The organism is Chryseobacterium lathyri (genome assembly GCF_019970085.1).
In the GTDB taxonomy this organism is placed as follows: domain Bacteria; phylum Bacteroidota; class Bacteroidia; order Flavobacteriales; family Weeksellaceae; genus Chryseobacterium; species Chryseobacterium lathyri.
The window spans coordinates 291,689-305,701 of the sequence record NZ_JAHXYG010000004.1; the positions used below are offsets into that span (position 1 = coordinate 291,689).

The 14,013-nt window shown below is 35.4% G+C and carries 16 protein-coding genes; 5 read left to right on the forward strand and 11 right to left on the reverse strand.

Annotated features, from left to right (window positions below; all coding sequences use genetic code 11):
* Positions 1-218: 218 nt before the first annotated feature.
* The 10 genes from LC418_RS14420 to pdhA form a co-directional block, all read right to left on the reverse strand.
* Positions 219-830 carry an inorganic pyrophosphatase gene (locus tag LC418_RS14420; RefSeq protein WP_111953138.1) on the reverse strand — a complete coding sequence of 204 codons (612 nt, stop codon included), beginning with the start codon at positions 828-830 and terminating at the stop codon, positions 219-221.
* 16 nt (positions 831-846) lie between these two features.
* Positions 847-1,359 carry a DUF7935 family protein gene (locus LC418_RS14425; protein ID WP_223559643.1) on the reverse strand — a complete coding sequence of 171 codons (513 nt, stop codon included), beginning with the start codon at positions 1,357-1,359 and terminating at the stop codon, positions 847-849.
* Positions 1,360-1,383: 24 nt separating this feature from the next.
* Positions 1,384-2,547, reverse strand: coding sequence for a hypothetical protein (locus LC418_RS14430; protein WP_223559644.1), 1,164 nt, complete (start codon positions 2,545-2,547; stop codon positions 1,384-1,386).
* A gap of 84 nt (positions 2,548-2,631) precedes the next feature.
* Positions 2,632-3,624 carry a phytanoyl-CoA dioxygenase family protein gene (locus LC418_RS14435; RefSeq protein WP_223559645.1) on the reverse strand — a complete coding sequence of 331 codons (993 nt, stop codon included), beginning with the start codon at positions 3,622-3,624 and terminating at the stop codon, positions 2,632-2,634.
* Between the two features lie 32 nt (positions 3,625-3,656).
* Entirely contained in the window at positions 3,657-4,568 is a 912-nt protein-coding gene (locus tag LC418_RS14440; protein ID WP_223559646.1) for a hypothetical protein, read from the reverse strand.
* On the reverse strand, positions 4,565-5,242 hold the full coding sequence (gene radC / locus LC418_RS14445) for a RadC family protein (protein ID WP_111953128.1): 678 nt from the start codon (positions 5,240-5,242) through the stop codon (positions 4,565-4,567). The genes LC418_RS14440 and radC overlap by 4 nt, the downstream gene beginning before the upstream one ends.
* Before the next feature lie 34 nt (positions 5,243-5,276).
* The gene (locus LC418_RS14450; protein ID WP_223559647.1) at positions 5,277-5,855 is read right to left on the reverse strand and encodes a murein L,D-transpeptidase catalytic domain-containing protein; all 579 of its coding nucleotides are present in this window, start codon (positions 5,853-5,855) and stop codon (positions 5,277-5,279) included.
* Between the two features lie 16 nt (positions 5,856-5,871).
* Positions 5,872-6,540 carry an ABC transporter ATP-binding protein gene (locus LC418_RS14455; RefSeq protein ID WP_111953124.1) on the reverse strand — a complete coding sequence of 223 codons (669 nt, stop codon included), beginning with the start codon at positions 6,538-6,540 and terminating at the stop codon, positions 5,872-5,874.
* Between the two features lie 139 nt (positions 6,541-6,679).
* Complete coding sequence (locus LC418_RS14460) at positions 6,680-8,293, reverse strand: 2-oxo acid dehydrogenase subunit E2 (RefSeq protein WP_223559648.1); 1,614 nt, start codon at positions 8,291-8,293, stop codon at positions 6,680-6,682.
* Positions 8,294-8,380: 87 nt separating this feature from the next.
* Positions 8,381-9,382 carry a pyruvate dehydrogenase (acetyl-transferring) E1 component subunit alpha gene (gene pdhA / locus LC418_RS14465; RefSeq protein WP_111953105.1) on the reverse strand — a complete coding sequence of 334 codons (1,002 nt, stop codon included), beginning with the start codon at positions 9,380-9,382 and terminating at the stop codon, positions 8,381-8,383.
* Between the two features lie 124 nt (positions 9,383-9,506).
* Between pdhA and LC418_RS14470 the strand changes: the two genes are divergently transcribed.
* The 3 genes from LC418_RS14470 to LC418_RS14480 are packed head-to-tail and all read left to right on the forward strand — an operon-like array spanning position 9,507 to position 12,413.
* Positions 9,507-10,109, forward strand: a complete 603-nt coding sequence (locus LC418_RS14470; protein ID WP_111953103.1) for a phosphatase PAP2 family protein — start codon at positions 9,507-9,509, stop codon at positions 10,107-10,109.
* 9 nt (positions 10,110-10,118) lie between these two features.
* Entirely contained in the window at positions 10,119-10,604 is a 486-nt protein-coding gene (locus LC418_RS14475; RefSeq protein ID WP_223559649.1) for a BlaI/MecI/CopY family transcriptional regulator, read from the forward strand.
* Positions 10,605-10,622: 18 nt separating this feature from the next.
* Positions 10,623-12,413, forward strand: a complete 1,791-nt coding sequence (locus LC418_RS14480) for a DUF4153 domain-containing protein (RefSeq protein ID WP_223559650.1) — start codon at positions 10,623-10,625, stop codon at positions 12,411-12,413.
* A gap of 173 nt (positions 12,414-12,586) precedes the next feature.
* Here LC418_RS14480 and LC418_RS14485 read toward each other — a convergent pair whose 3' ends face one another.
* Positions 12,587-12,955 carry an RNA recognition motif domain-containing protein gene (locus LC418_RS14485; RefSeq protein ID WP_111953097.1) on the reverse strand — a complete coding sequence of 123 codons (369 nt, stop codon included), beginning with the start codon at positions 12,953-12,955 and terminating at the stop codon, positions 12,587-12,589.
* Between the two features lie 310 nt (positions 12,956-13,265).
* On the opposite strand from LC418_RS14485, the gene LC418_RS14490 reads away from it, so the two are divergent.
* A complete protein-coding gene (locus LC418_RS14490; RefSeq protein ID WP_111953095.1) occupies positions 13,266-13,469 on the forward strand; it encodes a helix-turn-helix domain-containing protein in 204 nt (67 codons plus the stop codon).
* 59 nt (positions 13,470-13,528) lie between these two features.
* Positions 13,529-13,939 (forward strand): DUF6157 family protein, encoded by a 411-nt coding sequence (locus LC418_RS14495; RefSeq protein WP_223559651.1) that lies wholly within the window; start codon positions 13,529-13,531, stop codon positions 13,937-13,939.
* The last annotated feature ends 74 nt before the right edge of the window (positions 13,940-14,013 follow it).

Sequence of the window (14,013 nt, forward strand, 5' to 3'; positions counted from 1 at the left end):
TAGTAATTAGTTTTATAAATATAACAAAAATTCTATGGTTTTATTAAGTCTGATTCTATAATATATTTTCTGAAAATTTGAAACAGCATAAAAAGGAGCTATTCCGGGAAAGCATTAATATATTTAAGTTTTTATCCTCTATCAAAAAAGATGCTTATTAAACAAATAAAGGCAGATGAAATTCATCTGCCTTTATTATGAGTTGGAAATGCTATTTTTTAGCCTCCGAATTTTTCTGCGTAATCTTTTTGAGAAGCTTTGATCACTTTTTTAGCATGCTCAGCTCCATATACCTCATGAATTCTACATTTTGCAGGCTCATCCGGTAAATTTTTATACGTTAAAAAGTAGTGCATTAATCTTTTCACTTCAGCTTCCGGAAGTTCAGAAATATCTCTGAAATGTCCAAAAGCGTGGTCACCAATCATTACAGCAACAATTTTGTCATCTGCTTCTCCTCCATCGATCATTTTGAATCCACCGATTGGAATAGCTTCCATTAATAACCCTCCTGAATGAATATTGTGAGAGCTTAACACACAGATATCAAGCGGATCATGATCACCTTCCGTCACATCATCAGCGCCAGCTTCTACAGCTAATTTCATGACTTCATTATGGCAGTATGTTCTTGGAACAAATCCGTATAAAGCGGGAATAATATTGGAAAATTTCTGAGGTCTGTCAACCTTCAAAAATCCTGTTTCTTTATCTACTTCATATTTAATAGTATCTGAAGGAACGATTTCCACGAATACGTTTACAACATTTGGCGCATCTTCTCCTGCAGAAACCCCATGCCATGGATGTGCTTTAAAATTTGGAATCATTATTTATTTGTTATTTTTAAGTTATAATTAAAATTTCTCTTCTAAGGTCTTCTATGGTAGCAGCAATATAGTCATCGCCTTCCATATAGTTCATAATGAAAATGGTTTTGAACTCTTCAAGATCTGCATTTCCATTCAGACCATCATATGTTTTATGAAGTAAATCGATCAAAGCATTTTTTGAGTCTACAATATTCTTCCATGAGCCTTTTGTAATATACAGCTGTTGTGAAGAATTGTACTCAAACTCCTCATTAATGGTTTTTTCTGTAAGGAAAATAAACTCGTGTACTGCCAGACCTTTATCAAATTTCTGGATGATATTCGACGGTTTTATTCTTTCTAAAAAGAGGGTCATTCTTTCATAGGAATGTGCTTTGTTTTCAGCGTTTGATTTCACGGAAAGAAGCTTGATCTCCTGATTTTTAAGGGTAATGTACGAGTGTACGAATTGTCTCAGCAAAACCAAAAAAGGAATTGCGATAATTAATGCAAAAGCATACGGTAGATATCCTGAAAAATTAGTCATAATTTTAGACCGCAAAATTACTAATTATTTTCCGGCTTCTAAAGAGTTTTTAAATATATCAGTCTTAGAATTCTGAATATAGATGAGAGACAGAACAATGATCAGATAAAAACCTATCATCATTCTGTTGGCCAGGCTTGGAAAAACCAGATATCTTACAAAAACTGCTGCATAAACAGCTCCGAAAAATAAGCATTGAGCCCAGCTTTTTTTGCTGTTCAAAGAAAATTTATTGGCCAGAATAATAACGATAAACAATAAAAGCAGCGGGAAATATGATCCGTTAAAGTCCAGCATCATTGTTTTTTTTATAAAATTCACATAATCCGGAAAATAGAACGGATCAGGATTCGATATTGGATAAATCTGAACTTTTGTAAACTGATTCATAAATAAAACAGACCATGAAATCTGATTGAAATACTGGATCAGAAAAAACGAAAGAAAGATATAGCCGTAAGATAAAAATACTTGCGTTGTTTTAATCTGAAGGGTGTTTTTATAAAAATAAATCAAAATATAAAGAAGTGAATATAAAATAAAATATTCCGGTCTTGTTAAAACACAGAGCATCGCAAAAACCGTTGCTGCAAGATGATTTTTCTTAATTATAAAGGTATAAAAACTTAACAGAAGCATTAAACAGGCTAAACTGTCTGCCGAAGCATACCGGCTTGCCTCCAAAAGAGGTTTGAATAATGAAATAATGACCGTTATAATGAATGCTAAAGGGTAATTCTTTAAAATCCTGATCAGGAACCCAAATATTAAAGTAATGATAAAAACATAAGAAAATATTGAGGTTAAAGATATTGAGGTTAAAACATTAAAACCTAATTTATAAAACATCAGGTTCACAAAATTATAAAATGGTTTCACAGAGAACAGCTGAAGTTCTTCTTCATAGGCTTTAGGATTTTTTGACAGCGTATAATAATAAGTGTTTCCCCCTATTGCAATTTCTTCAGCTTTGGAAATTTCAGAAAGTTTAGGATTTATATTTTTTAATTCTGTATAAACTTTTTTATGAATATCTTCTATTTTAAGATCAGAATGTTCGGTTTTGTAAATAAGGCCCATGTAGGCTTCTAAATCTGCATTATAATACTGATGGGTATACAAATAGTAGGACATCAGGCATACATAGATCGAAAAAATAAAAACAAGAATATTTCCAGTTTTTTTCATCTGCGTTTGAGTTTATTCTGTTAAGGATGCAAAAGTAAAAAAACTATTCTTTCAGCTGCTATTATTCAGATGTTTTTATAGTAATTACAATTCAAACAGGGCAGGTCTTTGCGTTACTTCATGATAACATACACTGTTTTCATCAAAAAAGTGATATACAAGGCTTTTCCTGGTTTTGTTTTTGTCTGTATGCGGTTCTCCACCGTGAAGAATATTGGCATGCCATATTAACATATCCCCTTTTTTTGCTTTAAATATTTCTTTTTTCAGACCAAGTTCTCTGACTTTAGATTCCAAAAACTCTTCATAGGCACGGTAGCTTTTTTTACCGATTTTAAATGCACTACCTTCATTCTCATAATCAGAATTAAGGAAATAAGGAAGTTTATGACTTTTAGGAATATAGTGTAGTGCACCATTGGTTTCATCCACATCCTCTAATGCAATCCATACTCCCAAAAGCCCGCCTAGAGGATAAGTCGTCATATGAATACTGTCAGAATGCGTTTTCTGCTGGCTGCCATTAATGAAGTTGATACTCTGGAAAAGCTTTGCCTTACCATCTAAAAGGACAGACAGAAAATCCAGCAGGTTCTTATCATTTCCAATATTTTTAATGATTTCAGAATGATGAATGGCAAACATCAGCTTTCCTCCGTAAATAAATTTCAGGGTGCCATTTTCCATCAGCTTTTCAATTTCATTATTGATCCTGTCTGCATCATCTGGACTAATGAAATTTCTTACAATCATGTATCCGTTTTCATCATACTGGAGGGCACTTTGTTTATTTTCAGCATTAAGTTCTTTGAAAAACGTAGTGTCAACAAGTCTATTCTGGTCTATTCCTCTTTTTGAAGCCGGAAGATGGGCAAAATCAGTGCTGGAAATGCTGGAATAGTAGTTTTTTTTGAGGCCATACTTTTTATACAAGGGGATATTATGCTGTAATTTCTTCTTATTAAAAAAATTATAAATAATATAGGGCAGTTTATAATAACGGATCTGCTTTAGCATGGCTGGATTATTAGGATAAATACTGTATAAAGGTACGGAATAATATTTAATTAAAATCATTCTAAATAACGAAAATAGACATGATATTCATCTTAAGAAAGTTTACCTCTCATTAGAAAACGGGCAAAATCCCTGATCAATGTCTTTTTAGAATTTTCTATAACTGCGTAGTGTTTTAATTCCGGTCTGAAGCCTCTGAAAAACTCCTCAATACTCGGAAGGTTTCCTCCTTCAAAATCAAAAATAAAATTTTCAATATTCTCTTTGATTACGTGATCAATAAGCGTAGATGCCCCGGCCATTTTAATATATTTTTTATCATTAAAGGTTCCTAAAAGAGCAATGGTATCGTAATCCGAATAAATGGCGATCATATTAGTGATTTCGTGATGATAATAAAAGGCCAGAAATTTTAAATGCTTTGATGCATGAAATGTTTCAAGCGTTTTCAGTAGAGTATCTGTATCATGTTCTTTATCCAGCCCTATCACATTGTTTTTTATGAAAGTTTCTGCTTCTTTGTACTGTATTTCCTTAAGCTCTGAATTTTCCGTCACTTCATCATCCAATCTCAGTTTTCTTTTTCTTTTGGGAGAATATTTAGCAAATACTTTAGCATATTCATTAGGATATAAAAGAAAATTCTTCTTTGTCTTTAGCTTTGAATCAAAACTATTGGTTTCATTAAAATGATAAGCTCTTATCAGGTAATTTTTCTGGAGAAAATACAAAAACTTTTCGTTGAGCTTCTTATCATCTTTTTCTGAAAAAACGCCAAGCTGTTGGCATATCAACGGATTATGCACAATCTTAATTCCTTTTTTGAGGATAAAAGGAACAGGCATTACAGCATTATAATCATTATACACCAAAACATCCCATTGCTTGTTTGTCGTTATATCTAAAAAGCTTTTTGATGCTGAATATTTCCTCTGTTCTGACTTTTCCAGACAGTCAGTATATTTTTTAAAATCAATCTCGTTATATTTCAGTCTTCTAATCATAATAATCCTTCATCTGAGAAACTAAAGTAGGCATCCTGCGTCACAATGATATGGTCTAAAAGCTGTATGCTTAATGTTTTCCCTGCCTCATTTATTTTTTTGGTAATGTTGATATCCTCTTTACTGGGTTTCAGGCTTCCCGACGGATGATTGTGCGCAATAATAATTCCTGTTGAAAAATGGTCCAAGGCTGTTTTAAACAAAATTCTTACATCTACGATTGACTGGTTTATCCCACCCTGTGTCAGTTGTGAGATATGAATTACCTTATTGCTTTGATTCAGGAATATTGCCCAGAATTCTTCAGTCCTTAAATCTGATAACTGGTTTTTAAGGATAAAATATGCATCATCACTATTGGATATCACAGCTTTCTCAGGTATTTCCTGAACGGTTCTTCTCTTTCCTATTTCTAATGCAGCAATGATGGAAACAGCTTTTACCTGCCCAATTCCTTTGAATTTCATAAGTTCTTTATTGGAAAGAAGGCTCAACTGGTGCCAGCTGTTGTTTACTGAGGCGAGGATTTTTCTTGCTAACTCCAATGCACTCTCGTCTTTACTTCCGCTACCCATAATGATCGCCAGAAGTTCAGAATCGGAAAGGGAATTCTTTCCTTTCAGCAAAAATTTTTCTCTGGGCCTATCGTCTTCGGCAAGGAATTTTATGGTCATTTGTGTGTTATAAAGTTATAAATAAGGAATCAATTTAATAAAATGCATACAATATCACTGGATATTTTGACTTGTCAAGATATTTTGCAGTCAGCACTAATGCATTGGCAGAGAGCATAGGACATCCTAAGCTTAAGCAGGCAGGTGTCGGAGATTCCTGATCCGGAATGCATCCGAAAGAATGCAGGACTATTGCCCTTTGCATCGCATTGCTGTTATCAGTATCCAGACCGTTTAGCCTGTAAGCTTTTCCAAATTTTCCGTTATAGCTGTTCAGGATTTCATACTTTCCCAGTGAAGACTGGTAGGATCCTTCTATATTGCTGAATTTCAAAACATCTGAATTCTTAATAACCGAACCTGAACCATGTGAAACAATTGCTTTCTGTAATATTTTATCGTTTTTCAGATCATAAACAAAGTAACGGTATTTCCCGGAATGAATCTTAAAATTGATAAAAACAGCAATATCCTGGTTATAGCTCTTCTCTTTCACAAAATTTTTAATTTCCAGGACCTTTGCTGCCGGAAGAGTACCGGAAGCATTACTTTCCTGAGACTCAGCTTTGGAGCAGGAAATCATAAAAAGGAACAGGAAAATAAATTTTTTCATTGAGATAAGATGATTTTTATTCGATGATCATTCCATCTTTCATAACCAGTTTACGGTCTGTGATCTCGGCAAGGTTTGGGTTGTGGGTTACAATAACAAAAGTCTGGTTGTATTTATCCCTAAGATCAAAAAATAACCTGTGAAGATCATCCGCATTTTTTGAGTCTAAGTTTCCTGTAGGTTCATCTGCAAAAATAATCTTGGGAGAATTGATCAGCGCTCTTGCTACGGCTACCCTTTGTGCCTCTCCACCCGATAATTGATTGGGCTTATGATGCAGTCTCTGTTCTATTTTAAGGTCTTCAAATAAGGCATATGCTTTATCTAAGGCCTCCTTTTCATTGGCACCTCCAATTTTTGTCGGAAGAAGCACATTTTCTAAAGCAGTAAATTCCGGAAGAAGCTGGTGAAACTGAAAGACAAAACCGATATTCTGGTTTCTGAATTTGGAAAGCTGCTTATCATTCATATTAATGAAAGACTCGCCTGCAATGCTGATTTCGGTGTTGTATTTATTGGAATTGCTGGGATGATCCAGCGTTCCCAAGATCTGAAGCAACGTAGACTTCCCTGCTCCGGATTCGCCTACAATAGAAACCACTTCACCTGTTTTAATGTGAATATCAACCCCTTTCAGTACTTCTAAATTTCCATAAAATTTATGGACATTACTCGCTTTAATCATGATTCAAAAATAGTGATTTCTCCAAACAAAAATATAATTAATTAAAATTTTTATAGAATGTACAACACAGATATTTTAATTAATTTAAACAAAAAAAACCTCTCAAAGTGAGAGGTTTTAATATGTACAATCTGAACTGTTACAGTAACAGGGTTAAAGGACTTTCCAGATATGTTTTTAAAGTCTGTAAGAACTGGGCTCCCGTAGCACCGTCTACCACTCTGTGGTCACATGCTAATGAAAGCTTCATGATATTTCCTACCACGATCTGCCCGTCTTTAACGATCGGCTTTTCGATGATCGCTCCTACTGAAAGGATAGCAGAATTCGGCTGGTTGATGATACTTGTAAATGTTTCGATTCCGAACATACCCAGGTTGGAGATGGAGAATGTAGAACCTTCCATTTCATTAGCTTTAAGGCCTTTGCTTTTAGCTCTTGAAGCCATATCTTTTACTGCTGCAGAGATCTGAGTGTAGTTCATCTGGTCTGTATTTTTAAGTACAGGAACCACTAATCCGTCAGGAATAGCCACTGCTACCCCCACATTGATATTTCCTCTGTGGATGATCTTATCCCCTGCCCAGCTTGAGTTCACCTGAGGATGTTTTCTTAAAGCAACAGCAGTTGCCTTAATGATCATATCATTGAAAGAGATTTTCGTATCCGGTAAAGAATTGATTTCTTTTCTGGCCTCAATTGCTTTATCCATATTGATCTCCACCATCAGATAATAGTGAGGCGCTGAGAATTTACTTTCAGCAAGACGTTTTGCAATAATATTTCTTACCTGAGAGTTTGGAGTCTCCGTATCTTCACCCTGAACAAAACTCAATGCAACCTGAGCCGCTGCAGGAGCAGAAGCTGCCGGTTGAGCCTGTGCCTGGGAAGGCTGATAGTTTTCAATATCTTTTTTAACAATTCTTCCGTTTTCTCCTGAACCGTGAACACTGTTGATGTCAACACCTTTATCCTGAGCCATTTTCTTAGCTAACGGGGAAATTGCTACCCTGTCTGAAGATGAAGAACTTGCTGCCGGAGCCGCTTTTTCTTCTGCTTTTGCTTCAGTTTTCTGTTCAGCCGGTTTTTCAGAGGCCTGAGCCGCTGCTTTTGGAGCACCTACAGCAGAAACATCTGTTCCTTCCGGACCGATGATCGCCAATACTGAATCTACCGGAGCAGCACCACCTTCTTCTACGCCCTGCTTCAATAATACCCCGTTGAATTCAGATTCAAAATCCTGAACCGCTTTATCTGTTTCGATCTCAGCAAGAAGATCTCCTTCTTTTACGGTATCGCCTACATTTTTATGCCATTTTGCCACTTTACCTTCCGTCATCGTATCGGAAAGTCTTGGCATTGTAATAATTTCTACACCTGCAGGAACTTCCGCAGTAGTCTGCTCAACACTTGTAGCGTTATTTTCTGTTTTGGATTCTTCTTCAGACTTCTTCTCTTCAGAAGCACCTGCAGCAGGAGCAGCAGCTCCGCCAGTCAGTCCTGAAATATCCTCACCTTCATTCCCAATAATCGCTAAAACAGAATCTACAGCAGCAGCAGCGCCTTCTTCCACCCCAATATATAAAAGAGTTCCTTCTATTTCAGATTCGAAATCCTGAACAGCTTTATCTGTTTCAATTTCGGCTAAAATATCTCCTTCTTTTACTTTATCTCCTACTTTTTTATGCCATTTCGCCACCTTACCTTCCGTCATAGTATCAGAAAGGCGGGGCATCGTAATTACTTCTGCCATAATTTATTGTATTATTTTTTTAATATGGTGATTAATAATAGAAATCAATGCTTTTCGCATCATCTATCATTGGATCAGCAAATTATTTTAGTTTTCTAATTTATCTAAGAATGGATAGTTTTCCTGAGCATAAACATATTCATACACCTTATCCGGATCCGGATATGGAGAATTTTCCATGAATTCGATACATTCGTCTACAAAATCTCTTGATTTATTGTCGATGGTTTCTAATTCTGCTTCAGTAGCCCAACCATTTTCCAAAATTCTGTGTTTTACCAGTTCCATAGGGTCATCATTCTTGTGAATCGCTACTTCTTCTTTACTTCTGTAAGGCTCGGCATCAGACATAGAGTGTCCTCTGTAACGGTAAGTTCTGGCTTCAATGAAAGTAGGCCCGTCTCCTCTTCTTGCTCTTTCAATAGCTTCGTAAGCTGCTTCAGCCACTTTCTCAGGATCCATTGCATCTACGGCAAGGCAAGGCATTTCGTATCCTAAACCTAATTTATAGATATCTTCATGGTTGGCTGTTCTTTTTACAGAAGTTCCCATCGCATATTGGTTGTTTTCTACAACAAATACTACAGGAAGCTTCCAGTTCATCGCCATATTGAATGTTTCGTGAAGCGATCCCTGTCTTGCAGCCCCGTCTCCGAAGAAACAGATATTTACAGCTTTTCTGTCAAAATATTTATCTGCAAAAGCAATTCCAGCTCCCAAAGGAATCTGTCCGCCTACAATACCATGTCCGCCATAAAAACGGTGCTCTTTGCTGAAAATGTGCATAGAACCGCCCATACCTCCGGACGTTCCGGTAGCTTTACCGCAAAGCTCAGCCATGATTCTCTTCGGATCTACTCCCATCGCCATTGGATGGATGTGGCATCTGTAAGCAGTAATCATACTGTCTTTCGTTAAGTCCATTGCATGCGTGAAGCCGGCAGGGATAGCCTCCTGACCGTTATACAAATGTAAAAAACCTCTGATCTTTTGTTTTAGATAAAGAGAACGGCATTTGTCTTCAAACCTTCTCCACATAGTCATATCTTCATACCACTTCAGGTATACCTCTTTAGAAAATTCTTTCATGTGCTAGCTCTTGCTTTTTTATGATGAATATTTGAGCAAAATTATAAAAAAAACTTTGTTTTTATCGTATACATACTAATTGTTTTTTTGCTTATAGTGTTATATTTGAATTTTAAACTTGAACATGGAAGAAAAACAGCCTTCAACAGTACATAAAATTTCAAAAATCATCTCAGATTTTTTCAATCCGCTAATTTCTTTATTTATTTTTTTCGTTTATATGAGTATAAAGGAATATTCACTCGAAGATTCTCTTCTTTATTTTGTTCCTATATTATTAATGATTATTGCACCGGTTGTGATCTGGCTGGTTTGGAATGTAAAAACCGGAAGATATACGAATATGGACGTTTCGAACCGTATTCAAAGGAAAACACTCTATATTTTTATTGCGGCCTGCGTGGTTACTTATCTTATTTTCAATTATGTAAGAAACGGGTATATTGATCTCGTCATGCTGTTTGTCCTGATCCTTGTTTTCACTATGCAGATCAGTAACTTCTTTATTAAAAGCTCGATGCATACAGCGTTTAATGTATTTGTTGCAGCATTATTTTTCACATTGGACTGGAAAGCAGGACTGGTATGGCTGGGAATTGCTGCTTTAGTGGGAATTACAAGAATCATTTTAAAAAGACATACAATAAAGGAAGTATTTATGGGTGCCGGAATAGCATTTGTGGTATCTTTTATTTATCTTTATTGCAATATACAATTTCAACATTAAGAACTTTCTATGAAAATAAATCATCTTACCGGTGCTGAGGAAAATTTTATGAAGCTGTTTTGGAAGCTTGAATCTTTTTATCTTAAAGACATCATGGAGCAGCATCCTGAACCAAAGCCGCACCAGAACACTGTTTCTACTTACCTTAAAATATTGGTGGAAAAAGGTTATATCACCACTCAAAAGGAAGGAAGAATCTTCAAATACACCGTAGTTGTCCCTATGGAAGAATACCGTAAATTCTTGCTGAAAGAGCTTGCTCATAATTTTTTCAATGATTCCGGAAAGGAAATGCTGGAGTTTTTATTCAATGAAAAATTAATATCACAGGATGATCTGAAGAATTATTTTGATCTAAAAATTGAGATTATTCCTACAAAAATTGAGGAACCGAAATTTGAATATGCAGATGAGATCTTAAATCCTAAAAAAGTTAAAAACAGTAAAACAAAAGATAAGGATAAAGACAAGAAGAAAAAAAAGAAAAAAGACTAAGCACAAAATACACGAATCATGAAAACGAAAATCCGGGAAATAACAGGGAAGGCACAGGATGTTCTGTCGCGCTATCCAATGGTTTTATTAATGGGACTGCTCTCTTCTGTGGGAGCCATCCGTATGCTGGACAGCAAATATGACCGTGAATCATTATTCATTCATTCGAAATTTACTATTTGCTGCTGTCTCGGTATTTCCCTTATGTTTGCTTTGAAAATCCTTTCCCAAAGGATCGGAAAAAGACTTTTACTGGAAATATTGGGAACAGTTTTCCTGATAGGATTTTTTTTCATTTTACCTGCAAAAGAGAGGGATTTTACCGAAGTTCATGGCTTCATCATCGCTATTGCTCTTCTTCTTTCTCACTTACTGGTTTCTTTTGGCGCCTTTCTCGAAAAGAACAGGGAGCTTAATTTCTGGCAATACAATAAAAATCTTTTTGTTAATATTTTCCTGACCGCTATTTTTACAGGAGTACTTACGGGAGGTGTAGAGCTGGCCATCCTGGCAGTTGACAAATTATTTGATTTTAATTTCAGTGATAACCTATATGCCGATACGTTCTATGTCCTGGCCATTTTTGGGAGCAGTTTTATCTTTCTCCTTTTCAATGAAACCGGGCTAAGCTATCTGGAAAAAGACAGTACCTATCCGGTGATCTTAAAGTTTTTCACACAGTTTGTCCTGATTCCGCTGCTTTTCATTTATCTGGTCATCCTGTATGTTTACTCATTTAAAATAGTTATCAACTGGGAACTTCCGAGAGGATGGGTTTCTTATCTGGTCCTGGCTTACAGTATCATTGGTATCCTTGCCTTATTGCTTGTCTATCCGCTTAAAGAGGAAAAAGCAAAATCGTGGGTCAAAGTATTTTCAAAACTGTTTTACTACACCATAATTCCGTTACTTGTTTTATTATTTATGGCCATATTTACAAGAATCCTGGAATACGGCTACACAGAACCCAGATACTTCGTCTTGCTATTGGCACTATGGCTGCTGGGTGTAGTTTCTTATTTTGTTTTAAATAAAAAGGCAAGCATAAAATTTATTCCCATCAGCTTATTTGCGTTTGGAGCTTTTTCGTTGATCTTTCCTTATTTAAATGCATTCAGTATAGCCAAAAGAAGCCAGAAAAACCAATTGATGACTCTTCTGGATAAAAATAAACTTCTGGTTAATAACAAAATAGATTTTCAGAAGAAAGTATCTGACACTCTCGTTAACGAAATTGCTGATAAATTTGAGTTCCTGGCTGAAAGAAAGCAAAAAGATTTTTTACTGAATCTGACTGCCGGCAAAACGCACGATCTTTTAGCAGGAGACTTTGAGAACATTCATTCTTCGCTGATCAGCAGTACCCTTAGAAATGCTTTTATACATGTCAATAAAACTTCGGATGGATCAGAATATGAAAGGCTTGTTTTAGACTCGGAATCAAAAGTAATCAACATTCAAGGTTATCAGTATTTAATTAATTTTGACAGCTATAATCAGCAATCGAAAGATATTAATGGAGATACATTTTTGATAGACAGCCAGACCGGAGTTAATAATGGAAAAACGATAAAGGTGATTCTCAATTCAGAAGAGACAGTAGATTTCAGTCCGGTGATAGATAAGCTATTCGAAAACAACGCCAGCCATTCGGGAACCATAAAAATGAAAGAAATCTCTATGGAAAGCGATTTGGGGAAATACCACATCAAAATAGTTTTTCAGAATATCTCAAGAGACAGCTCTCCTTACAACAAACAAAAGACCATATTTTATAATAATGCAGCATTATTGATCAAAGAAAAATAAAACTCATAAAGTGGCTTAATTGCCGCTTTATTTATTTAGTGTTCTATAATTCAGATTAAATTATATGGTTTTCAATAGAAAACAGATAAAAATAAGTATCCCTTCCTGCAATTACATCAGGAAGGGATAAATAGTCCATAAAAAAAGCGGCTAAAAAGCCGCCTTATATTTTTTTACCAACGGTTTCCGCCGCCGTTACCACGGTTATTTCCACCGCCGTATCCGCCGCCGCCATTACCACGGTTGTTTCCACCGCCGTATCCGCCGCTTCTGTTGTTGTCAAAGCTTCTTCTTGGTTTTTCTTCTCTTGGTTTAGCTTCTGATACGTTTAACTCTTTTCCGTTAAATTCTTTCTGGTTAAGAGCCTCGATAGCTTGCTTTCCTTCTTCATCACCCATTTCTACAAAACCGAAACCTCTTGAACGGCCAGTTTCTCTGTCTGTAACAATTTTAGCTGATGATACATCACCAAATTCTGCAAATAGATCGTGCAACTCATACTCTTTAGTTGCGTAATTGATGTTTGAAACAAAAATGTTCATTTTAAATAAAAATTAAAAATTAATAAAAATTTGGTATATAAAAGAAAAACAACATAAATTAATGAACAAATATTGATTCCAAATATAAACGTATGCAAGATACAATTAAAAATTTTAAATCAAAGTTTTTTTTAAAGTATTTGTCACGTTTCAAGGAGTCAAAAGCTGTTTTTTATTGATTAATAATAAATAAGTATTGTTTTATAATAAAATTATATTGAAATTTACCAAAAGTTAAAGTTAGTTAACATAATAAAAACGATTCTGTAAACGTGCAAAAAACATCCTTTTTAAAGATAAATACAGCCTTATGCCTATTATAATAAACCTTGATGTGATGATGGCTAAGAGAAAAATGTCACTGAATGAGCTTTCAGAAAAAATAAATCTTACGTTATCCAATCTATCCAATCTAAAAACCGGAAAAGCAAAAGCGATCCGCTTCAGTACGCTTGATGCCATCTGCAAAACTCTGGACTGCCAGCCCGGTGATATTTTAGAATTCAAAGAGTAACCTGAATTTATAATCAGGAATAATGCCATTAATAGTTAACCTTTATTGACAACATCTTTATGAAACATACTACAAATTATACCAACACCTTTATTGAAGTCGCCGATGATTGTCCTGTTTCCCAGGCCGAGACACCGCCTGAAAAGAAAATAAAGACACTGGCAGAGCTTCAGTATGAGCAGATCATGAAAAATCCTTACCACTACACTTCGGATGATATCATATTCGAATGTTATGCTCTGAAAAATGATATTCCGGAAAGCGAAAAACAGCAGGCAAGGATACAGTTCTTCTCCAAAGGACAACCCTGCCTCAGATCCTCTCCTCTATCCAAACGTTATGGGTTCGGAACCCATCACAATGACGAAGGTAAAGTAGCAATATTCCCCGTTGAGAGTAAAGAATATCAAAAATTTTTAAATGATCCTACCGTAAAAAAAGTAAAAGCGATGCGTTCCAAGAAAATATGATTGAGAAAATGAATCATTTCCTTAAGATCAGTAAATACTGTTTCTTTGATAAAACCAGTTTTTAACACTAAATT

Bases quoted from the DNA above. Each gene is read 5' to 3' on its own strand.
- LC418_RS14485 (WP_111953097.1), bottom strand. From the start codon at position 12,955: ATGAACATTTTTGTTTCAAACATCAATTACGCAACTAAAGAGTATGAG.
- LC418_RS14460 (WP_223559648.1), bottom strand. From the start codon at position 8,293: ATGGCAGAAGTAATTACGATGCCCCGCCTTTCTGATACTATGACGGAA.
- pdhA (WP_111953105.1), bottom strand. From the start codon at position 9,382: ATGAAAGAATTTTCTAAAGAGGTATACCTGAAGTGGTATGAAGATATG.
- LC418_RS14425 (WP_223559643.1), bottom strand. From the start codon at position 1,359: ATGACTAATTTTTCAGGATATCTACCGTATGCTTTTGCATTAATTATC.
- LC418_RS14420 (WP_111953138.1), bottom strand. From the start codon at position 830: ATGATTCCAAATTTTAAAGCACATCCATGGCATGGGGTTTCTGCAGGA.
- radC (WP_111953128.1), bottom strand. From the start codon at position 5,242: ATGACCATAAAATTCCTTGCCGAAGACGATAGGCCCAGAGAAAAATTT.
- LC418_RS14480 (WP_223559650.1), top strand. From the start codon at position 10,623: ATGAAAACGAAAATCCGGGAAATAACAGGGAAGGCACAGGATGTTCTG.
- LC418_RS14490 (WP_111953095.1), top strand. From the start codon at position 13,266: ATGCCTATTATAATAAACCTTGATGTGATGATGGCTAAGAGAAAAATG.
- LC418_RS14450 (WP_223559647.1), bottom strand. From the start codon at position 5,855: ATGAAAAAATTTATTTTCCTGTTCCTTTTTATGATTTCCTGCTCCAAA.
- LC418_RS14435 (WP_223559645.1), bottom strand. From the start codon at position 3,624: ATGATTTTAATTAAATATTATTCCGTACCTTTATACAGTATTTATCCT.
- LC418_RS14455 (WP_111953124.1), bottom strand. From the start codon at position 6,540: ATGATTAAAGCGAGTAATGTCCATAAATTTTATGGAAATTTAGAAGTA.
- LC418_RS14475 (WP_223559649.1), top strand. From the start codon at position 10,119: ATGAAAATAAATCATCTTACCGGTGCTGAGGAAAATTTTATGAAGCTG.
- LC418_RS14470 (WP_111953103.1), top strand. From the start codon at position 9,507: ATGGAAGAAAAACAGCCTTCAACAGTACATAAAATTTCAAAAATCATC.
- LC418_RS14440 (WP_223559646.1), bottom strand. From the start codon at position 4,568: ATGATTAGAAGACTGAAATATAACGAGATTGATTTTAAAAAATATACT.
- LC418_RS14430 (WP_223559644.1), bottom strand. From the start codon at position 2,547: ATGAAAAAAACTGGAAATATTCTTGTTTTTATTTTTTCGATCTATGTA.
- LC418_RS14495 (WP_223559651.1), top strand. From the start codon at position 13,529: ATGAAACATACTACAAATTATACCAACACCTTTATTGAAGTCGCCGAT.